General features: G+C 70.1%; 19 protein-coding genes. 8 read left to right on the top strand and 11 right to left on the bottom strand.

The features are described from left to right. Nucleotides 1–30: 30 nt before the first annotated feature. From IF64_RS0105995 to IF64_RS0106010, 4 genes are all read right to left on the bottom strand, one after another. Nucleotides 31–702: a GOLPH3/VPS74 family protein gene (locus IF64_RS0105995; protein ID WP_030531007.1), complete on the bottom strand. Its 672-nt coding sequence runs from the start codon at nucleotides 700–702 to the stop codon at nucleotides 31–33. A 58-nt stretch (nucleotides 703–760) separates the two neighbouring features. Continuing rightward, on the bottom strand, nucleotides 761–3,349 hold the full coding sequence (locus IF64_RS0106000) for a M14 family zinc carboxypeptidase (protein ID WP_036875815.1): 2,589 nt from the start codon (nucleotides 3,347–3,349) through the stop codon (nucleotides 761–763). A 171-nt stretch (nucleotides 3,350–3,520) separates the two neighbouring features. After that, a complete protein-coding gene (locus IF64_RS28050) occupies nucleotides 3,521–3,643 on the bottom strand; it encodes an MFS transporter small subunit (RefSeq protein ID WP_048808053.1) in 123 nt (40 codons plus the stop codon). Further along, nucleotides 3,640–4,989: an L-lactate MFS transporter gene (locus tag IF64_RS0106010; protein WP_030531009.1), complete on the bottom strand. Its 1,350-nt coding sequence runs from the start codon at nucleotides 4,987–4,989 to the stop codon at nucleotides 3,640–3,642. Before IF64_RS0106010 ends, IF64_RS28050 begins: the two co-directional genes overlap by 4 nt. Before the next feature lie 108 nt (nucleotides 4,990–5,097). Between IF64_RS0106010 and fdhD the strand changes: the two genes are divergently transcribed. Together fdhD and IF64_RS0106020 are read left to right on the top strand one after the other, a co-directional pair. After that, the gene (gene fdhD, locus IF64_RS0106015; RefSeq protein WP_030531010.1) at nucleotides 5,098–5,925 is read left to right on the top strand and encodes a formate dehydrogenase accessory sulfurtransferase FdhD; all 828 of its coding nucleotides are present in this window, start codon (nucleotides 5,098–5,100) and stop codon (nucleotides 5,923–5,925) included. Further along, nucleotides 5,912–6,796, top strand: coding sequence for an alpha/beta hydrolase (locus IF64_RS0106020; RefSeq protein ID WP_030531011.1), 885 nt, complete (start codon nucleotides 5,912–5,914; stop codon nucleotides 6,794–6,796). The genes fdhD and IF64_RS0106020 overlap by 14 nt, the downstream gene beginning before the upstream one ends. A gap of 33 nt (nucleotides 6,797–6,829) precedes the next feature. Here the strand turns inward: IF64_RS0106020 and IF64_RS0106025 are convergent, their stop codons facing one another. From IF64_RS0106025 to IF64_RS0106055, 7 genes are all read right to left on the bottom strand, one after another. Next, a complete protein-coding gene (locus IF64_RS0106025) occupies nucleotides 6,830–7,795 on the bottom strand; it encodes an anti-sigma factor RsbA family regulatory protein (RefSeq protein WP_246134742.1) in 966 nt (321 codons plus the stop codon). Between the two features lie 99 nt (nucleotides 7,796–7,894). Continuing rightward, nucleotides 7,895–8,200: a hypothetical protein gene (locus IF64_RS0106030; protein WP_051757512.1), complete on the bottom strand. Its 306-nt coding sequence runs from the start codon at nucleotides 8,198–8,200 to the stop codon at nucleotides 7,895–7,897. A 96-nt stretch (nucleotides 8,201–8,296) separates the two neighbouring features. Continuing rightward, nucleotides 8,297–9,592, bottom strand: a complete 1,296-nt coding sequence (clpX, locus tag IF64_RS0106035; RefSeq protein ID WP_030531014.1) for an ATP-dependent Clp protease ATP-binding subunit ClpX — start codon at nucleotides 9,590–9,592, stop codon at nucleotides 8,297–8,299. A gap of 223 nt (nucleotides 9,593–9,815) precedes the next feature. Beyond that, nucleotides 9,816–10,442, bottom strand: a complete 627-nt coding sequence (locus IF64_RS0106040) for an ATP-dependent Clp protease proteolytic subunit (protein WP_030531015.1) — start codon at nucleotides 10,440–10,442, stop codon at nucleotides 9,816–9,818. A 25-nt stretch (nucleotides 10,443–10,467) separates the two neighbouring features. Further along, nucleotides 10,468–11,073, bottom strand: a complete 606-nt coding sequence (locus IF64_RS0106045; protein WP_084705685.1) for a ClpP family protease — start codon at nucleotides 11,071–11,073, stop codon at nucleotides 10,468–10,470. Between the two features lie 108 nt (nucleotides 11,074–11,181). Next, entirely contained in the window at nucleotides 11,182–12,645 is a 1,464-nt protein-coding gene (tig, locus tag IF64_RS0106050) for a trigger factor (protein ID WP_030531017.1), read from the bottom strand. A 304-nt stretch (nucleotides 12,646–12,949) separates the two neighbouring features. Further along, nucleotides 12,950–13,306 (bottom strand): DUF3040 domain-containing protein, encoded by a 357-nt coding sequence (locus IF64_RS0106055; RefSeq protein WP_084705686.1) that lies wholly within the window; start codon nucleotides 13,304–13,306, stop codon nucleotides 12,950–12,952. A 260-nt stretch (nucleotides 13,307–13,566) separates the two neighbouring features. Here IF64_RS0106055 and IF64_RS0106060 point away from each other — a divergent pair, with 260 nt between their 5' ends. The 6 genes from IF64_RS0106060 to IF64_RS0106085 all read left to right on the top strand — a co-directional run bounded on the left by IF64_RS0106060 (nucleotide 13,567) and on the right by IF64_RS0106085 (nucleotide 19,764). Then, nucleotides 13,567–14,637, top strand: coding sequence for a sensor histidine kinase (locus IF64_RS0106060; protein ID WP_030531019.1), 1,071 nt, complete (start codon nucleotides 13,567–13,569; stop codon nucleotides 14,635–14,637). Next, nucleotides 14,634–15,464, top strand: coding sequence for a LytR/AlgR family response regulator transcription factor (locus IF64_RS0106065; RefSeq protein WP_036875816.1), 831 nt, complete (start codon nucleotides 14,634–14,636; stop codon nucleotides 15,462–15,464). The genes IF64_RS0106060 and IF64_RS0106065 overlap by 4 nt, the downstream gene beginning before the upstream one ends. After that, nucleotides 15,461–15,895 (top strand): hypothetical protein, encoded by a 435-nt coding sequence (locus IF64_RS0106070; protein WP_036875817.1) that lies wholly within the window; start codon nucleotides 15,461–15,463, stop codon nucleotides 15,893–15,895. The genes IF64_RS0106065 and IF64_RS0106070 overlap by 4 nt, the downstream gene beginning before the upstream one ends. Next, nucleotides 15,892–17,703 carry a sodium/solute symporter gene (locus IF64_RS0106075; protein ID WP_030531022.1) on the top strand — a complete coding sequence of 604 codons (1,812 nt, stop codon included), beginning with the start codon at nucleotides 15,892–15,894 and terminating at the stop codon, nucleotides 17,701–17,703. The genes IF64_RS0106070 and IF64_RS0106075 overlap by 4 nt, the downstream gene beginning before the upstream one ends. A gap of 112 nt (nucleotides 17,704–17,815) precedes the next feature. Next, nucleotides 17,816–18,157, top strand: a complete 342-nt coding sequence (locus tag IF64_RS0106080) for a DUF485 domain-containing protein (protein WP_030531023.1) — start codon at nucleotides 17,816–17,818, stop codon at nucleotides 18,155–18,157. Continuing rightward, complete coding sequence (locus tag IF64_RS0106085) at nucleotides 18,154–19,764, top strand: solute symporter family protein (protein ID WP_030531024.1); 1,611 nt, start codon at nucleotides 18,154–18,156, stop codon at nucleotides 19,762–19,764. The genes IF64_RS0106080 and IF64_RS0106085 overlap by 4 nt, the downstream gene beginning before the upstream one ends. The last annotated feature ends 31 nt before the right edge of the window (nucleotides 19,765–19,795 follow it).

The raw sequence follows: 19,795 nt of genomic DNA on the forward strand, positions 1-19,795 counted from the left end.
GTCACCGGCGTCGGGTCGTCCCGCGGCCGGTCACGAGGTGGTGATCACGACGGCCGCCATCACCGCGACCATCACGGCGGCGGTGATCTCGTCGACGGCCTTGCGCACGGCGTCGCCGCCCCAGTTGCCCTCGGCGATCTGCTCGGCGCGTTTCCTGGTGGCCTTGGGATCGTCGGTGGGCAGTGCGTGCTCGACGGATTTCGTGGCCACGAGCAGCGCGATCACGGCCGCGGTCCGGTCGTCGGGTTCGCCGCCCTCGTCGAGAACGCGGTGCAGCTCGGCCCGCAGCTGCTCCTCGTGCCGCGAATCGGCCGCGGGCCAGCGGGTGACGGGGAACAGCTTGAGGACCTTCCTGCTCTCCCTGCGCAGTACCCCGCGGTCGGCGAGCCCGGACAGCAGCCGGTCGACGGGGTCGTCCTTGGCCAGCCGCGCCACGGCGTCCTGCGGTTTCGCGCCCTGTTCGCCGTCGAGCACCGCCAGCGCCGCGTCGAGTTCGGTGTTCCCGACGGGCGTGGCGTCTCGCACGACGATGCGGCCCGCCTTGCCCCCGTCGGCCTCGCCGGTCACGTCGACCTTGCCGAGCAGGGTGAGCTCGAGCAGGAGCGCCCCGGCGACGGCCTGGTCGAGGTTCTCGATGCCCGAGACGGGTTTGCCCTCGGTGTCGTCGAACGCCAGGAGCAGCAGGTCCTCCGCGATGAGCATGGCCGCACCCTAGCCCCGTCCACCCGCCTTCACCACCGGGTGACCCGCGCGGGTCAGGTCACGTGGACGAAGCCCAGAACATCGCCGAGGCGACCTGTCCGTACAGCCCCTTCGGGTGGTCACGGAACAACGGTTCGGTACCGAACAGCACCGCCCTGGCGCCCTGCGGACCGGTGCCGGAGACCACGGACGCCTGCCCCGCCGCGTCCGCAGGGCCGCCCCCGGCGTCGCCGGCGGGCAGCCAGTGCCCCGACACGAGCGGATCGTCGCCGTAGCGCTGTTCGGCCCGCACGTCGGCGCCGAGGCCGGTGAACCACAACGGCGAGTAGACGAACGAGTGCTCCGGTGCGTCAGCGCCCGTTCCCGCGCCGGAGGGACCGTCCCCGCCGGTCATCCGCACCACGCCGTTGGCGTCGCTGCGCCCCTCGACCGCCGTCACGGGCAGGACACCGGCGGCCTCGTTGAACGCGGCACCGCCGGCACCACGGGTCACCAGGCCGCCGCCGTCGGCGAGGAAGGCGGCAACGGACCGTCGCGCCTCGGCGTTCAGCTCGCCGTGGACCAGGCCCGTGGAGACGTACAACGTCGACATCTCGCCGAGGTCGAAACCGGCGTTGAGCGTGTCGGTGGAGACGGTGCGCACGTCGAAGCCGAGGTCACGCAGCACGGCCACCTCGTCGTCGGAGGCCGCCGCGGCCACGACCGGCCGGGCGACCTGTTCCCCGCCGCCGTGATCCCCGCCTTCGTCCTCACTGCCGCCGGTACGCGCCTTGGCGAAGGCGACTCCGAACCGGTCGGCCGCGACCTCCGCGTGCTCCCGCGCGGACGCGGGCACGACGAGCGTGCCGTCGCCCCGGCGCGTGAGCGGGACGCCGCGGTCCAGCAGGAACGTCGCGGCCCGCACGTCGGCGCCGTCGGTCAGGGTCAGCGCCAGGTCGGCTCGCGGCGACGGCGGCAACGACCCGGTCGGTGCCGCCGCGTGCACCGGAGAGGTGCGCACCGCGGGAGCCTCGTCGCCGGAGGCCCCGACGGCCTTCACCGTGGCACCCCACAGCAGGCCGTGACTCCATCCGGAGATGTCGTACATCTGCGGGACGTCGCCGGAGATGTCCTTGCCGTCGGCCAGCATCACGTTCGCCAGGCCGCGTTTCGGCTGATGCATGTCGACGACGTACGAGCCCTTCGGATACCGCGTACCGTCCAGGTGGAACGTGTGCTCGGCACGCCGGACCCGCACGTCGTGGGCGACGAGGTGGTCGACCAGCCGCGCGGCGGCCTTCGCGGAACGCTGCGCGTCGCCCGCCGGGATCACGTAGGCCCGCGGGAACGCGACCGAGTAACGGTCCTCCTCACCGAAGCCGGGCACGTAGCCGTCGGGGATCTCCCGTTGGGGCTCACCGGCCCAGCCGCGACGGAACACCTCGATCTGGTCGTCGATCAACTCCGGTCGGTTCCGGTCCGCGTACTCGACGGCCGCGGAGATCGTCGCGCCCGCCACCTCACGGTTGATGCCCGAGCGCCTGCGCAGCTCCGAGACCGGCAGTTCGTCGTACTCGGCACGGTTGACCCGCAGCGGCACCTCGACGGTGTGCCCGACCGCGCCGTGGTAGATCGAGTACATCGGCGTGAAGATCGGCGGCCAGTCGTCCCACTCGCCGGGTTCGAAGTCACGGAAGGGAATGTCGGCGCGCGCCGTCTCGTCGTGCCCGAGCTCGCCGATCGCCCGTTCCATGCCGAGCGCGTTCTCGTAGGCGTGCTTGAGGTACAGGTCGTACTCGTAGTTCTGGCCGTGTGGCGGCGTTCCGGGTTCGATCAACGTGGTGCCCGTGTAGCCGTGCTCGTCGATCATCACCAGTGGCTGGGTCTCGATCAGCACGTCGCGCACGGCACGGGACTCCGGCTGGGTCGAGGTGATGTGGTCCCGGTTGACGTCGAAGCCGGCGGCGTTGACGCGTGTGCCCGCGACCCGGCCGTCCGGGTTGTTGCTCACCGTCAGGTACACGCGGGTCGAGTCGAGCAACGCGCGGTCGTCGGCGTCCCTGCTGGTGGCGAGCCGTTCGATGACGTCGAGCGCGCCGTCGGTGCCCTCCCACTCGTCGCCGTGGATGTTGGCGTTGATCCACACCGGCGCCTTGTACTCCCGCGCCAGCCGCTCGTCGGCCGCAGCGGCCTTCGGGTCCTGTTCGATGAGCTCGCGCCAGCGCTCCTGCCGCGCGGCCTCCCGCGGGGACTCCGGCGAGGTCAACGTCACCAGGTACAGATCGCGACCCTGCGTGCTCTGGCCGATCACCTCGGCCGACACGCGATCACTGCGCTCCTGCAGGTCGTTCAGCTGCGGAGCGATGTCGTGGTACGGCGTGAGCCCGAGCTTGACCGCCTTGTCGTCGGGGTTCTCGGGGAACTCGCGCAGCTGCGTCCGGCGCGGATAACCCTCGTGGTCCCCGACCGTGCGGTTCTGTCCGGTCGCATCGACGGACCGGGTCTGCTCAGCCGGGGCCGCCGTGCGGACATGCCCACCGTCGCGGCCGTCGCTCGCCCGGCCCGCGCCGACCGATTCCTGTGCGCCCACGGGCGCCGCGAGTGCAGGCAGGGTCGCCACCACGGCGACCGCGGCGAATACCCGGCGAACCGAACGTGCGAGAGCCACTGCGCCTCCTGTCCGACGTGCACATGACGTCCGGGACGTCCCGAACGGCCCGAATCGGAGGCACAGCCTTTCGCACCGCTAACGATCTCCGCAAGAGCCCGCGCGTAACGCCGACGTAAAGGAGCAGTCCGCCCCGACCGGCCGGTGTGGACGCACGCGCTGTTCCGCGGGTCAGCCGCCGAACAACTGGACGAGCTTGCGAGCCAGCTCCACCGCGCCGTAGGCGAACGGCAGGCCCACCCACACCCAGGCGACGATCAGCAGGCCCCTGCGCCGTGTCGACATCTCGCTCATCGGGTCTCCTTCGTGGCGTCGGCCGGTTCACCTTCCGGCTCGTGGAAACGCGGGTTCACCGGGCGCACGAACTCGTTGGCGATGAACCCGACGATCAGCAGGCCCATCATGATCAGCAGCGACATCGAGAACAGGTCCGGACCCTGCTTGCCTGCCGCCTCCTGACTGTCGGCGATCGCGTTGACGATCAGCGGCCCGAGCACACCGGCGGTCGACCACGCGGTAAGCAGCCGTCCGTGGATGGCACCGACCTGGTACGTGCCGAACAGGTCCTTCAGGTACGCCGGGATCGTGGCGAATCCGCCGCCGTAGAACGACAGGATCAGCGCCGCGGCCACGACGAACAGGAACTTCGACGAGTTGGTGGTCAGCGCGATCACCAGATACAGCAGCGCACCCACGCCGAGGTACAGCCGGTAGATGTTCTTGCGGCCCACCAGGTCCGACGTGGACGACCACACGAAGCGGCCGAGCATGTTGGTCAGCGACAGCAGTCCCACGAAGCCGGCTGCGGCCGCGGCGCTCACCGGTGCCGACGTCTCACGGAAGAACTCGCTGATCATCGGCGAGGCCTTCTCCAGGATGCCGATGCCCGCGGTGACGTTCAGGCACAGCACGACCCACAGCAGCCAGAACTGCGGGGTGCGCAGGGCGTTGTTGGCCGAGACCGAGATGGACCGCCCGCCGGCCTGCTCGATCGGCTTGCCCGGCGGTGTCCAATCGGGAGCCGGGACGCGCACCAGGAACACACCCAGCGACATGAATCCGAAGTAGACGATGCCGTGCACCAGCATCGTCGTGGCGATGCCGCCGGACTCGGTGCCGAACCAGTCGAGCATCTGACTCGACCACGGCGAGGCGATCAGCGCCCCGCCACCGAAGCCCATGATGGCGATTCCCGTGGCCATACCGGGCCGGTCGGGGAACCACTTCATCAGCGTGGAGACCGGGGAGATGTACCCGATCCCGAGCCCGACACCGCCCACGACGCCGTAGCCCAGCACGACGAGCCAGAACTGCTCGGTCGCCACGCCGAGCGCCGAGACGAGGAAACCCGACGAGAAGCAGGTCATCGACACGAACATCGCCCAGCGCGGGCCGTTGCGTTCCACGAGGGTGCCGCCGAACGCGGCCGACAGCCCCAGCATCACGATCGCGAGCTGGAAGGGCAGCGCGCTCTGCGTCCCGCTCAACCCGAGGGAGCCCTCGAGCGGCGGCTTGAACACGCTCCACGCGTACACCTGCCCGATCGCCAGATGCACGGCCAGCGCGGCAGGTGGGACCAGCCACCGGCTCCAGTCAGCCGGTGCGATCGTGCGAGAACGGTCGAGGAATCCGATGGCCAAGTCCGTCACTCTCCTACGCTGGAGTCATAGGTGTGCGCGGCCACCGTATGCCAACGGCCCGCCCGCGCACAGCCCGAACCCCCGACCGATGTCTGGAGTGACGCCCTGATGGGCAGAGTGACGGTGCGCCGACCGGTGCGCATGCTCACCGAGAACACGGCGCGAACCAGGCCGGACGCGCTCGCGGCCGAGGAACCGCTCGAACTGCGCGTGTCCGGATCACCCCTCGCCGTGACGATGCGCACGCCGGGCCACGACGTGGAACTCGCACACGGATTCCTCCTGTCCGAAGGCGTCATCGGCGCCAGGGAGGACGTCTCCACGGCACGGTACTGCGCGGGGACCGACGACGAGGGACGTAATACGTACAACGTCCTCGACGTCGCACTCGCCCCCGGCGTCGCACCACCCGATCCGGGCGTGGAACGGAACTTCTACACGACGTCCTCGTGCGGCGTGTGCGGCAAGGCGGCACTCGACGCGGTGAAACTGCGCACCCGCTTCTCCCCCGCCGGCGCCTCGCTGAGCGTGACCCCGGAGATGCTCGCCACACTGCCGGACACACTGCGCGCCAAGCAGAAGGTGTTCGCCTCGACCGGCGGGCTGCACGCGGCGGCCCTGTTCACCGCCGACGGCACGATTTCGGACGTACGCGAGGACGTCGGCAGGCACAACGCGGTCGACAAGGTGCTCGGCAAGGCACTCCTCGACGGGATCGTGCCCGGACACGACCGTGGACTGCTCGTGTCCGGACGTGCCTCGTTCGAACTGGTGCAGAAGACCGCGATGGCGGGTATCCCGCTACTGGCCGCCGTCTCCGCTCCGTCCTCACTGGCCGTGGAGCTGGCGGACGAGCAGGGTATGACGCTGATCGGGTTCCTGCGAGGCTCGAGCATGAACATCTACACGGGAGGGAACCGCGTTGCCGAGACATAGGGCTGCCGCATCGCCCAGTCGGAGGTCGTTCCTGCTGGGTGGGACGGCGGCCCTCGCCACGGCGGGATTCGCCACACTGTGCGGCTCGTCGTCGGCGCAGGGGACGCTGACCCGGATCACCCCCGACATCCACTCCGAACAGGTCTACTCGCGGGCACGTGGCCAGCACGTGCACATGGTGCTGATGCTGCCCAGCGCCGTGCCGTCCCGGCATCTGCCCATGGTGGTGCAGCTGCACGCGCGCGGCGGCACCGCGCGGCGGTCGTCGCCGAACGGCCTCGTCCCGCACCTGGCGCAGGAGGTGGCCGCGGGCACGGTACGGCCGTTCGGCGTGGTCGCGGTCGACGGCGGCGAGTACTCCTACTGGCACGAGTCGACACCCGGCGACGATCCGATGGCCATGCTGCTCGACGAACTGCCCGGATGGCTGGCCGAACGCGGCCTCGGCGGCCTCGACGGGCAGCCGTTCGCGGTGACCGGAACGTCGATGGGCGGGTTCGGGGCGCTGGTCTACACCCGCTTCCGGCACGAACGCGGCAATCCGGTGACGGCGGCGGGCGTGGTGGCTCCCGCGCTGATGACCGAGTGGTCCGAGATGGAGGAACGCGATGCGTTCCGCAACGCCGACGAGTGGGCCGAACTCGATCCGCTGCGCAACGTCGACGCCCTCGGCGATGCCGCACTCGGCGTGTGGTGCGGCACGTCCGACTGGTTCGTCGACGGCACGCGGCGGTTCGTCCGCAAGGCCCGCCCGGACGTGGTGTATTTCGGCGAAGGCGGACACACGGGCGACTTCTACACCGGAGTCGTGCCGGACGTCGTCCGGTTCCTCGGCGGGCACGCCCCGAATCTGGACGAGCTGCGCAGCTGACCCCCGCCCGTGACGCGGCGGGATCGGACAGGGTCAGCGGAACCAGACGCGGGTGGCCGTGTGGTCGCTTCCCCGGTGGGTACGGACCAAATCGGACAGCCGGTTCACGAGGAACAGACCACGGCCGCCCAGCCGGTCGGGCGGAGGCGGCACGCGGCCGGCGAGCGGATCGGTGTGCCGCCCGGCATCGTCCACCTGGCACACGACCGAGTCCCCGTCCTCGGGGTCCTGCTCCCGCCACACCCGCAGGGTCCCGGATCCGCCGCCGTGCTGGACGCTGTTGGCGGTCAGCTCCCCCACCACGACGGCGACGTCCTCGAGCCGATGCCGGGCGATCCCGTAGCACTCGGCGTGCGCGGTGGCGTACCGGCGGGCCTCGGCCAACGTGTGCAGGTCGAAGCCGAACGCCGGGACGTCGGGTGGCGGGGTCAACGGCCGATTGCAGCCCGCGACGACACCGGCGGGCACGTAGGTACCGCTGGCGTGGGGGCCGTGTTCGTCGATCAGTTCCGGGTGGGTGGCGGCCGCGTCGGCGATGATCGACGGTGCGAGCGTGGTCGCGTCGTAGGGACACAGGATCGTCGCGCGCCTGCCGTCGAACGCGTCGTTGATGAGCGCCTCGTGTTCGAGGGCCGCCAGGTACTCGGTGCTGGTCCGATCGGACCAGATCGGCTCACCGACGAGCCGGACGTGTCCGGTGTACCCGTCCGCGAACGGGCGCAGAAGTCCACCGATGATCCCGGTCGGATTGCGGGCCACCTCGGCCATGTCCACGAGGTCCACGGCGGTGGCGTCGGCGGTGCCGAGCGCGCGCCGCACGGCCGCCAGGCGTACACCCGGCAGCGCGACGGCCACCGGCTCACCGGCCGCGATCCCGTCGCGGACGAACGGAACGATCGTGTTCAGATAGCCGACGTCGTTCCGGTAGACCAGTGCCTGGTGCGAAAGCCCGAGGGATTCCCGTACACCGGAACCGTCGATCCCGCTGCTGCTGACCACAGCCTGGATTCCTCTTCGCGTCGACGCACCCTACCGGGGAGCGGATAGCCCGCTACCGACGCGCCGAAACCTCGCATCCGAGGACTGTTCCGACGGGGTTCACCACACGCGGTTGATGATGCCGAGCAACCAGAATCCCAGCGCGACCCCTGCCGCGACGAGCGCGGTCCAGCCGAGGCGCTGCCGGTCGTCGGATGCGCCCCGCGCCCGCCACGCCCCGAAGGAGGCCAGCCCGAACGAGGCCAGCGGCAGGAGCGGCCACAGGGACGTGCGCGTGATCATCGCGGCCACGCACACCAGCATGAACACGCCCAGCGCGGCGGCGAGCACCAGCTGCACCCGCGGGTGCCTCAGCCGGAGCGCTTCGACCAGACGTGCCGTCACGTCACCGGATTCGCTCACCATGTCCCCAGGCATTCACGGCGCAGGCCGCGCGTGCCGCCGAGTCCTGCGATGTCGTCATGTGCGGATTGTGTCTCGGAGTGCGGGAAGTCCACCTGGTCAGGCGGACTTCTCCCCGCGCTCACCGCTGCGACGACGGGACGGCTGCCGCGACACGATCGTCGGGTTCACGTTCTCCCGCACCGTCTGCTCGGTGATGACGACCTTGGCCACGTCCTCCCTGCTCGGGATGTCGTACATGACCGGCTGGAGAACCTCCTCCATGATCGCCCGCAGTCCACGCGCACCGGTGCCGCGCAGCAACGCCTGGTCGGCGATGGCCTCGAGCGCGGTGTCGGTGAACTCGAGCTCGACGTTGTCCATCTCGAACAGCTTCGTGTACTGCTTCGTCAGGGCGTTGCGCGGCTCGGTCAGGATCTTCACCAGCGCCGTCTTGTCGAGGTTGGTCACGCTCGCCATCACCGGCACTCGGCCGATGAACTCGGGGATCAACCCGAACTTGATCAGGTCCTCCGGCATCGTCTCGCTGAACACGTCGCTCTGCGCGATCTCCTGCTTGGTACGGATCTCCGCGCCGAAGCCGAGGCCACGCTTGCCGACGCGTTCGTTGACGATCTGCTCCAGCCCGGCGAAGGCACCGGCGACGATGAACAACACGTTGGTCGTGTCGATCTGGATGAACTCCTGGTGCGGGTGCTTGCGGCCGCCCTGCGGGGGCACCGCCGCGGTCGTTCCCTCCAGGATCTTCAGCAGCGCCTGCTGCACGCCCTCGCCCGACACGTCACGCGTGATGGACGGGTTCTCGGACTTGCGGGCGATCTTGTCGACCTCGTCGATGTAGATGATGCCCGTCTCGGCGCGTTTGACGTCGTAGTCGGCGGCCTGGATGAGCTTGAGGAGGATGTTCTCGACATCCTCGCCGACGTAGCCCGCCTCGGTCAGCGCCGTCGCGTCGGCGATAGCGAACGGGACGTTCAGCATCTTCGCGAGCGTCTGGGCGAGATAGGTCTTGCCGCAGCCGGTCGGCCCGAGCATGAGGATGTTCGACTTGGCGAGCTCGACGGGCTCGTCCTTCGAGTCCTTGGGGCCCGTCTTGCCCTGCGACTGGATGCGCTTGTAGTGGTTGTACACCGCGACGGCCAGCGCGCGCTTCGCCTCGTCCTGGCCGATGATGTACTGCTCGAGGAACTCGTGGATCTCCGCGGGCTTGGGCAGTTCGTCGAGCTTGACGTCGCCCGCCTCGGCGAGTTCCTCCTCGATGATCTCGTTGCAGAGATCGATGCACTCATCGCAGATGTAGACCCCGGGTCCGGCGATGAGCTTCTTCACCTGTTTTTGGCTCTTACCGCAGAACGAGCACTTGAGCAGGTCGCCGCCCTCGCCGATGCGTGCCATGGCCGTTGACCTCGTCCCCTCCGGTGCGTCAGGCGCACCTGACTCGTCTCGGTGCCGCCTGGTGAACACAGTGAACAGGCGCCACGCGCTGTCTCTTGACGGTACCCGTCACCCGGGACCGATGGGAGCCCGCCGCATCAACTCGGACGGTCTTCCCGACACGATAGCCCGCCGGGCGGGGGCGTGTCTGGCGACGACACGCTCCCGCCCGGCGGGCTGTGGGTCACTTCCCTGCGCCCTTGCGGTACGCGAGGACCTCGTCGATGATCCCGTACTCCTTGGCCTCCTCGGCCGTCAGGATCTTGTCGCGCTCGACGTCCCTGCGGACCTCTTCCTCGCTCTTGTCGGTGTGCTGAGCCAGCGTCGTCTCCATGAGGCGGCGGATGCGCTGGATCTCGGCCGCCTGGATCTCCAGGTCGGACACCTGGCCGTAGGTGCCTTCGGTGGCCGGCTGGTGGATCAGCACGCGCGAGTTCGGCAGCGCCATGCGCTTGCCCTTGGTGCCCGCCGCCAGCAGCACGGCCGCCGCGGACGCGGCCTGGCCGAGCACGACGGTCTGGATGTCGGGCCGCACGAACTGCATCGTGTCGTAGATCGCCATGAGAGCGGTGAAGGAACCGCCGGGCGAGTTGATGTAGATCGTGATGTCGCGGTCCGGGTCCTCGTGCTCGAGGTGCAGCAGCTGGGCCATCACGTCGTTGGCGGAGGCGTCGTCCACCTGCACGCCGAGCATGATCTGACGCTCTTCGTAGAGCTTGTTGTACGGGTTCGACTCCTTGACCCCGTAGCTGGTGCGCTCCACGTAGGAGGGCATCACGTACCGGGACTGAGGAAGCTGGAAGTTGTTCATCGGTGTTCTCCTTCTCCGATCCCGGTCAGTTAGCGCTCGGAGTCGGGTTCTCGCGGGTGAGAACCTGGTCCACGAAGCCGTAGTCCAGTGCCTCCTGCGCGGTGAACCAGCGGTCGCGGTCACCGTCGGCGAGGACCTGCTCGACCGTCTGGCCGGTCTGCTCGGCCGTGATGCGCGCCAGCTCCTGCTTCCACTTGCCGAACACCTCGGCCTGGATGGCGATGTCCGACGCGGTGCCGCCGACGCCGGCCGACGGCTGGTGCATCAGGATGCGCGCGTGCTGCAGCGCGTACCGCTTGCCGGGCGTGCCCGACGACAGAAGGAACTGGCCCATGGAGGCCGCCATGCCCATCGCGTAGGTCGCCACGTCCGGCTCGATGAGCTGCATCGTGTCGTAGATGGCGAACCCGGCGGTGACCGAACCGCCCGGCGAGTTGATGTAGAAGCGGATGTCGGCCTGGGAGTCCTCGGCCGACAGCAGCAACAGCTGCGCGGTGATGCGGTTGGCGACCTCGTCATTGACCTCGGAACCCAGCACCACGATGCGTTCCTGGAGCAGCCGCTCGTACACCGAGTCGGTCAGGTTCAGTCCCGCGGTGCTGGTGCGCCCCTCGGGCATGTGCTGCGTCACGTCTGCCTGCCTTTTTTCGAAGTCTCAGATCTTGCATCCGACCCTAACGAACTCGGGCGGCGCAGAATGCCTGACGCCGCCCGAGTTCGCTCAGAGCATGAAGAGAAATCACTTGTCCGAGGACTGTGCCGCGTCGGCGGCCTCGCCCTCGGCGTCCGTCTCCTCGGCGTCCGTCTCCTCGCCGTCGCTGTCGGCGGCCGCACCCTCGACGGCCTCGACGACCTCGGGGACCTCGGGGGTTTCCTCGTCGTCCTCCGGTCCGAACAGCTCGGTCAGGTCGAGCGCCTCGCCGGACTCGTCGGTGACGGTGGCGCCGCGGACGACGGTCGCCAGCGCCTTGCCACGGCGCACGTCGGCGAAGATCGCACCGAGCTGGCCGGACTGCTGGGCACGCTGGATGTACTCGTCGGGGCTGACGCCGAAGCGCTGGGCCTGGTAGATGATCCGCTCGGTCAGCTCCTGGTCACCGACCTGCACCTCGCGCTCGTCGGCGATGGTGTCGAGCAGCAGCTGGGTGCGGACCGACTTCTCGGCCTCGGCGCGGACCTCGTCCTCCCACTCCTGCGGGTCGCGGCCCTCGGCCTCGAGCGCCTTCTTGTAGGCCTCTTCGTCGTGGTCGTACGGGTGGATCGCGTCGTGCTTGGCGTTGTCGATCTCGCCCTGCAGGACCTTCTCCGGCACGGGGACCTCGACGCGCTCGAGCAGCTGCTCGAGCACCTTGTCCCGCGCCTCGACGCCCTGCTGCATGCGCTTGGAGCGGCTGATGCGCTCGCGCAGGTCCGCGGTCAACTCGTCGATCGTGTCGAACTCGCTGGCCATCTGGGCGAACTCGTCGTCCGCCTCGGGCAGCTCGCGTTCCTTGACGCTGCCGAGCGTGACCGTGACCTCCGCGTCCTTGCCGGCGTACTCACCGGCGACGAGCTGCGTGGTGAAGGTCTTCGACTCGCCTTCGGACAGGCCGATGAGCGCCTCGTCGATGCCGTCGATGAGCTGGCCGGAGCCGATCTCGTAGGACAGGCCGGTGGTGGAGGCCCCGGGGACCTCCTCGCCGTCGACGGTGGCGGACAGGTCGATGGAGGTGAAGTCGCCGTTCTGGGCCGGGCGCTCGACACCGGTGAGGGTGCCGAAGCGGGCGCGCAGGTTGTCGAGCTCGGCCTGCACCTCCTCGTCGGTCACCTCGATGTCGGAGACGGTGACCGACAGGTCGTCCAGGTCCGGGATCGTGATCTCCGGACGGACGTCGACCTCGGCGGTGAACTCCAGCACGTCCTTGTCCTCGAGCTTGGTGATCTCGAAGTCGGGCTGGCCGAGGGTGCGGACGTCGCCGGTCTGCACGGCCTCCATGTACTTGGCGGGGATGGCCTCGTTGACGACCTCGTCGAGCACCGGAGCACGGCCGATCCGGCTCTCAAGGACGGGCGCGGGGGCCTTGCCCGGGCGGAAGCCGGGGATCCGGACCTGCTGAGCGATCTTGCGGTAGGCGCGGTCGAAGTTCGGTTTGAGCTCGTCGAACGGCACCTCGACATTGATCTTCACGCGCGTCGGGCTCAGCTGCTCGACGGTGCTCTTCAACGTTTTCTCCTAGGCGGACAGGTGTATCGGACTGTGTACTCGTGTCGCGTACGCGCCGTACACGCCGGGGCGCGGGGTGCGTACGCGTGGTTCGTGGGTTCACCGGTGTCCACCGCAGGTGGACGTGGGGGAACCGGAGTCCGAGTCTAAGTCAGCGGGCCCGCGACGGCCGGGCCGCCCCTCACCCGCGCGGCCGGGCCGCCCCTCACCGGGTGGGCGCGGCGCTGCGGGCGTGGGCGCGGGGCACCGAGCCACGCCCGGACGGCACCGGAGGGACACCGCCGGAGGCGGGCCGTCCGGTGCGTCACCGTCCGTCCGGTTCGCGTCCCGGCCGTCCGCCCGTCTCGCCGCCGGCCGCGGAGTCGGCGGGGTCGGCCGGTGGGCGGAGCCGCCGGAGCCATCGGCGCCAGATGATGAACGTGGGCACGCCCACGGCCACCACGACGCCGAGGACCACGACGACGGGGGCGTCGGCGCCGGTACCGACGGCCACGAGGACTCCGCCCGCGATGAACAGTGCGGCGAGGGCGGCGATCGTCCAGAGCACGCGCGGCAGTCCGGGCCGCAGTGTGGTCAGACGCTGGGCAAGGCGCGGATCGTCCTCGCCCAACCGGCGTTCGATGTCGGCGAGCTGTCGCCGTTCTTCGTCCCGGAGGCCCATACGGCATCACCCACCACCGATTATGGATCACCTTCCGCGCCGCGGACAGTCCCGGAGGGCCTCGACTTCGGCGGGTTCCCGCCCGTGTGCGCTCGGTTCCCGCCCGCGGCTCCGGACGGGGCCGGGCCGCGCCGATCGGCTGCCCTTCACGCTCGCGCACCGGGGCGACTAGATTCACACCGTCGGTGTGAACGCCGGGTGCGATGCCGCGGACGGGCCCACCGGCGGACGATGTCGTCGGGTGCAAACCGGGAGTGCGCATGTCCGTCCCCGCGCAGGAGGGTCCCCAGAGGGGGATCGTCTGGTCGCGGCGTCTGCGCGACCCGGCGGCGATCCTCGAGGTCGCCCGGCACGTGACCGAGGATCTGGCCGACGGGCTGACCGGGCCCCGGGTGCGGTCGGCGACGCGGGCGATCCGGCGTCTGCTCGCCTCGGAGGGGGTCGCGCTGGCCGATCTGTCCGGGCGCCTCACCCTGTCGGGTTCCCTTCCGCGGGACGTGGACACCGCCCAGCTGGTCGACGACGTGCTGCACACGGAGAGCCGGCGCAGGCACGCCGAGGTGGTCGCCGAGCCGCTGATCGTGCACGACGAGCTCGCGGGTGTCCTCGTCGTCGCGGGCACGACCCGCGTGTCGGCGCTGCGCGAGGTCACCGCGCTGCTCGTGGCGGCGCTCGAACGGGGAAGGTTGGAGGCGTCGGCCGAGGAGGCCGCCGAGGCCGAGCTGCGCGCGCTGCGCGCCGAGATCTCGCCGCACTTCGTCTACAACGCACTCACGGTCGTCGCCGGGCTGGTGCGGCCCGATCCGGCACGCTCGCGTGAGCTGCTCCTCGACTTCGCCGACTACATCCGCTACAGCCTCGCCAGCCACGGCGAGTACACGACGGTGGCCGACGAGTTCCACGCGATCGAGACGTACCTGGCCCTGCAGCGCGCGGTGCTCGGCGACCGGCTCAAGGTGCAGGTGCGGGTGGCGCCGGAGGTGCTGGCCGTGGCGATCCCCTATCTCGTGCTGCAACCGCTGGTGGAGAACGCGGTGCGGCACGGGATCGAACGCCGGACCGAGGGGGGCACGGTGCACGTGCTCGGCGAGGCGGAAGGATCGGACTGCGTCATCAGCGTCGAGGACGACGGAGCGGGCATGGATCCGGAACTGGCACAGCGGCTCCTGGCAGGCGACGCCGACGCAGGTGGAATGGGACTGGCCAACGTGGACCGGAGGTTGCGCAACGTGTACGGGCCGTGGTTCGGCCTCGTGATCGAGACGGCCGAGGACGCGGGCACCCGGGTGGTGGCACGCGTCCCGCGATTCCAGCCGGGGGTCGTGCCATGACGGTGCAGGAGAACCCGCAGGCGCTGCACACCGCCGCGAGCGGACTGCGCGTGCTGGCCGTCGACGACGTGCCGGCCGCGCTGGACGACCTGTGCAGTCTGCTGCGGGAAGCGCCCGAGGTCGGTTCCGTCACCGCCGCGGGCGATCCGCTGGCCGCGCTGAAGTCCATCCGCGGCGGCGAGTACGACGCGGTGTTCCTCGACATCGCCATGCCCGGCCTGGACGGGCTCGAGCTGGGCGAGCTGCTGCGTAAGCTCGCCTCTCCCCCGGTCATCGTGTTCGTGACGGCCTACGACGAACACGCCGTGGCCGCCTTCGGTATCGGCGCGGTGGACTACCTGCTCAAACCGGTGCGTGCCGAACGGCTCGCCGAGACGCTGGGGCGCGTGGCGCGCATGGCACACGCCGACGAGCCCTCCGGACGACCGTCGGCCGAGGCGCAGGTCCCCGATGCCCGGGTGTCCAACTCGATGGCCGCGCTGCCCGTCGAGGTCGGTGGCCGCACGCGCTACGTGCAACGCGGCGAGGTGCGGTTCGTCGAGGCGCACGGAGACTACGTCCGGTTGCACGCCCCGTCGGGGGTGCATCTGGTGCGGATGCCGATCTCGCGGCTCGAGGAGTACTGGGAGGGTGCCGGCTTCGTGCGGACCCACCGCGGGTTCCTCGTCGCGTTGTCGGCGGTGCGCGAACTGCGCAGCGACTCGGTCGGCGGGCTGCTGGCCCACACCGACGTCGGCGACGTGCCGGTGAGCCGCAGGCACGCGCGGCAGCTGCGCCAACGCCTGCTGGAGGCCGCACAGCAGGGTGAGCTCGAGCGACCGACATGACGGGACGCCGGGTCGCCGTCACCAGCCCGCAGACGCGGCTCGCGCACGCACGCAGGCGCTATCGCGGACCGTGGCGGCCGACGACGCTGGATCCGGCCGAGATGCCGCGTGCGATCGCGCTCTACCGGGCGGGCCGCCGTCGCGCCGTCACGGCGCTCGCGGCCCTGGGCACGCTGATCCTGGGACTGCCGCTGGCGCTGCGGCTGCTGCCTGGACTCGACGACGTGCGGGTCGCGGGCGTGCCGGTGTCGTGGGCGGCGATCGTGCTCGTGCCGTTCCCCGCCATGGTCGTGCTCGCGTTCTGGCATCTGCGGCGCGCCGAGCGGATCGAACAGCAGCTGTACCGCGAGCCTCCCGACAGCGCCGAGGAATCGGGGACGTCCGGCGCGGCGGGTGGCACCCGTGATGCCGGGGACGGGGGCCGCGGGTGATCGTCGCGTTCGCCGTCGCGCCGGTCGTGCTGGTGACGATGCTGATCGGGCTGCGCGGGGTCGCCGCCATGCGCACGACGTCGGACTTCCTCGTCGCCTCCCGCCGCGTGTCCCCGCTGCTGAACTCCGCGGCGGTGTCCGGCGAGTACCTGTCGGCCGCCTCGTTCCTCGGCGTCGCGGGCCTGGTCGTCAAGGACGGCATCGGCTCGCTCTGGTATCCGGTCGGCTTCACCGCCGGCTACATCGCGATGCTGGTGCTGGTGGCTGCGCCGATGCGCCGGTCGGGCGCCCTCACCGTGCCCGACTTCGCCGAGGCACGGCTGGGTTCGGCGGCGCTGCGCAGGCTCGCCGCGGTGGTCGTGCTCGTGATCGGCGCGCTGTATCTCGTACCGCAGTTCCGCACCGCCGGACTCGTGCTGAGCGTGGTCACCGAGACGCCCTACTGGGTGGGTGTCGTACTGGCCGGGGTCGTCGTCAGCGCCACGCTCGCTCTCGGCGGCATGCGCGCCGCGACGTACGTGCAGGCGTTCCAGTTCGTGTTCAAGCTCGTACTGTTCATCATTCCGGCCGTGTGGCTGCTCATCCAGGTCGGCCCGCAGGTGCGCAGCGAGGCCGTCCAGCCTGCCGAGTTCACGCACTTCCGCGACGACACGACCGTGACGTTCCGGGTCGGGGCGACGCTCGACGTCCCCCACGGCACCGAGATCCTCGAGGACGGCTCCGCACGTCCGGAGGGCGGTGCCGGCCACGGTGTGCGCGAACTCGACCCCGGCGCGTGGGAGGTGCCGCCCGGCACGACCGTCACCTTCGCCGAGGGCACGCGCGTCCCCGAGGTGCGTGGTGAGGCCGTACCCGGTGCCGACGGCTGGCAGCGTCCCCTGCTGGACTTCCACGACGCCGGGTTCCCACTGCTCGGCACGTGGGCCGTGCTGATCGCGACGATGCTCGGCACGATGGGCCTGCCGCACGTGATCATGCGGTTCCACACCAGCCCGGACGGCCGCGCCGCACGCCGCACGGCCGCGTTCACGGTCGCGCTGCTGAGCGTGTTCTACCTCTTTCCCGGCATCTACGGCGTACTGGGCAGAGTCCTCGTCCCGCATCTGTATCTCACCGGCGCGACCGACAGCGCCGTCGTCGCCCTGCCCGCCCAGGTCGACGACGGCACGACCGGCACCGTCTTCACCGGGCTGTTGACGGCCGGAGCGTTCGCCGCGTTCCTGGCCACCTCGCTCGGACTGCTGCTGGTGGTGTCCGGCGCGATCTCCCACGACCTCGTCCCCGGTGGACTGCGCCAACTGCGCTTCGCCGTGCTCGGTGCCGCGGCGGTGGTCGTGCTGCTGGCGCTGCCCGCGGCCGGGTTCGACGCGGGCACGCTCGTCACGTGGGGCTTCACCGTCGCCGCGTCGACGTTCTGCCCGCTGCTCGTCCTGGGCATCTGGTGGCGGCGGCTGACCGCGGCAGGCGCACTCGCCGGAGTGGCGGCGGGACTGGTGTCCACCGTCGGGTCGTTCCTCGTCAGCGTCGCGGGACCCGAGCTGCACGGCTGGGTCGCGATCCTCGTCGCCCAGCCCGCGCCGTGGTCGGTGCCCGTCGCGTTCCTGACCATGGTCGTCGTGTCGCGCATGGGCAGACCGGCGCCGTGGGCGACGGCCGCGATGCTGCGACTCCACCTGCACGAACACCGCCAGTCGCCGTTCCCCGCGCGCCACCAGAGCGACACCGCGGCACGTGACCTGGGCCACTCGTCGTGGCCCGCGCGCCGTTCGTCGGCCGTTCGTCGCATGACCCGCCGCTTGGGCCGCTGACCAGTTCACCGGCCACCCACCCGGCCTTACGGTGTCGCCCAGCACACACTCCCCGTGCCTTTTTCCGAGGCGTGCACCGTGACGAGGCGTGCACCGTGACAAGGAGGTCACCGTGAATTCCACCGAGCCTCAGCCCCCTGAGGCCGACACGTGGGCGCGAGTCCACGCGAGCGAAGACTTCCAGCGGCTGCGCAAGCGGCTGCGGAACTTCGTCTTCCCCATGACCGCGCTCTTTCTGGTCTGGTACCTGACGTACGTGCTGCTGGCCGACTACGCACACGACTTCATGTCGACCAAGGTCGTCGGCAACATCAACCTGGGCCTGATCCTGGGCCTGTTGCAGTTCGTCTCCACGTTCGTGATCACCGGGCTCTACGTGCGGTACGCGAACCGCAAGCTGGACCCGATCGCCGAGAACATCCGGGACGAGGTCGAAGGTGGTGACAAGCAGTGAGCACACTCGCTCAGGGCAGCGTCGAAGGCGGCAACCCGCTGGTCAACATCGGCATCTTCGGCGCGTTCGTCGTCGTGACGCTGGTGATCGTGTTCCGCGCGTCGCGCAACACGAAGACCGCCTCCGACTACTACGCGGCGGGCCGGTCGTTCTCCGGGCCGCAGAACGGCACCGCGATCGCCGGTGACTACCTGTCGGCGGCGTCGTTCCTCGGTATCGCAGGCGCCATCGCCGTCTACGGCTACGACGGCTTCCTGTACTCGATCGGCTTCCTCGTCGCCTGGCTGGTGGCGCTGCTGCTCGTCGCCGAGCTGCTGCGCAACACGGGCAAGTTCACGATGGGCGACGTACTGGCGTTCCGGATGCGGCAGCGTCCGGTACGTGCGGCCGCCGCCACCTCGACGCTGGCCGTGTCGTTCTTCTACCTGCTGGCCCAGATGGCCGGTGCGGGCGGCCTGGTGTCGCTGCTGCTCGGGGTCGAGGGCGACGTCGGACAGGGTGTCGTCATCGCCGTCGTCGGCATCGTCATGATCATCTACGTGCTGGTCGGCGGCATGAAGGGCACGACCTGGGTGCAGATCATCAAGGCCGGCCTGCTGATCGCCGGTACGGCCGTGATGACGGTGTGGGTGCTCGGCAAGTACGGCCTGAACCTGTCGGAACTGCTGGGCTCGGCGTCCCAGGCGGCGGGCGGCGGTGACGCACTGCTGAACCCGGGTGAGCAGTACGGCGAGAGCGGCACCACGCAGCTGGACTTCCTCTCGCTCGGTATCGCGCTGGTGCTCGGTACGGCGGGCCTGCCGCACGTGCTGATGCGCTTCTACACCGTGCCGACGTCGAAGGAGGCGCGGCGCAGCGTGGTGTGGGCCATCGCCTGGATCGGCCTGTTCTACCTGTTCACGCTCGTGCTCGGCTACGGCGCCGCGGCGCTGGTGGGTACGGACACGATCACGAACGCACCGGGTGGCGAGAACGCGGCGGCTCCGCTGCTGGCGCTCGAACTCGGCGGGCCGGTGCTGCTCGGCTTCATCGCGGCCGTGGCGTTCGCGACGATCCTCGCGGTCGTGGCGGGTCTGACGATCACCGCGTCGGCGTCGTTCGCCCACGACGTCTACGCCAACGTGATCAAGAAGGGCAAGGTCGACAGCAAGACCACCGAGGTGAAGGTCGCCCGCATCACCGCGTGTGTGATCGGCGCGGTCGCCATCGTCGGCGGCATCCTGGCCAAGGACCAGAACGTGGCGTTCCTCGTGGCGCTCGCGTTCGCCGTCGCGGCCTCGGCGAACCTGCCGACGATCCTGTACTCGCTGTTCTGGAAGCGGTTCAACACCCGCGGCGCGCTGTGGTCGATCTACGGCGGTCTGACGACCACGCTCGTGCTCATCGTGTTCTCCCCTGCCGTGTCGGGCAGTGACGACGCGATGATCCCGGGCGCGGACTTCGCGTGGTTCCCGCTGTCGAACCCGGGCATCGTCTCGATCCCGTTGTCGTTCCTGCTCGGCATCATCGGCACGATGACGTCGAAGGAGCACCTGGAAGGCAAGCACAAGGAGATGGAGGTCCGCTCCCTCACCGGCGCCGGCGCCGAGAAGGCGACCGTGCACTAGGAAACGCGTCACCCGTGAAGGGCCGTCCGGC

It is taken from the genome of Prauserella rugosa (assembly GCF_000719975.1).
Classification (GTDB): Bacteria; Actinomycetota; Actinomycetes; order Mycobacteriales; family Pseudonocardiaceae; genus Prauserella; species Prauserella rugosa.

Excerpts from the sequence above, each read along its gene's own strand:
- IF64_RS0105995 (WP_030531007.1), bottom strand. The coding sequence starts at position 702 with ATGCTCATCGCGGAGGACCTGCTGCTCCTGGCGTTCGACGACACCGAG.
- IF64_RS28050 (WP_048808053.1), bottom strand. The coding sequence starts at position 3,643 with ATGAGCGAGATGTCGACACGGCGCAGGGGCCTGCTGATCGTCGCCTGG.
- fdhD (WP_030531010.1), top strand. The coding sequence starts at position 5,098 with ATGGGCAGAGTGACGGTGCGCCGACCGGTGCGCATGCTCACCGAGAAC.
- IF64_RS0106030 (WP_051757512.1), bottom strand. The coding sequence starts at position 8,200 with ATGGTGAGCGAATCCGGTGACGTGACGGCACGTCTGGTCGAAGCGCTC.
- clpX (WP_030531014.1), bottom strand. The coding sequence starts at position 9,592 with ATGGCACGCATCGGCGAGGGCGGCGACCTGCTCAAGTGCTCGTTCTGC.
- IF64_RS0106040 (WP_030531015.1), bottom strand. The coding sequence starts at position 10,442 with ATGAACAACTTCCAGCTTCCTCAGTCCCGGTACGTGATGCCCTCCTAC.
- IF64_RS0106055 (WP_084705686.1), bottom strand. The coding sequence starts at position 13,306 with ATGGGCCTCCGGGACGAAGAACGGCGACAGCTCGCCGACATCGAACGC.
- IF64_RS0106060 (WP_030531019.1), top strand. The coding sequence starts at position 13,567 with ATGTCCGTCCCCGCGCAGGAGGGTCCCCAGAGGGGGATCGTCTGGTCG.
- IF64_RS0106065 (WP_036875816.1), top strand. The coding sequence starts at position 14,634 with ATGACGGTGCAGGAGAACCCGCAGGCGCTGCACACCGCCGCGAGCGGA.
- IF64_RS0106070 (WP_036875817.1), top strand. The coding sequence starts at position 15,461 with ATGACGGGACGCCGGGTCGCCGTCACCAGCCCGCAGACGCGGCTCGCG.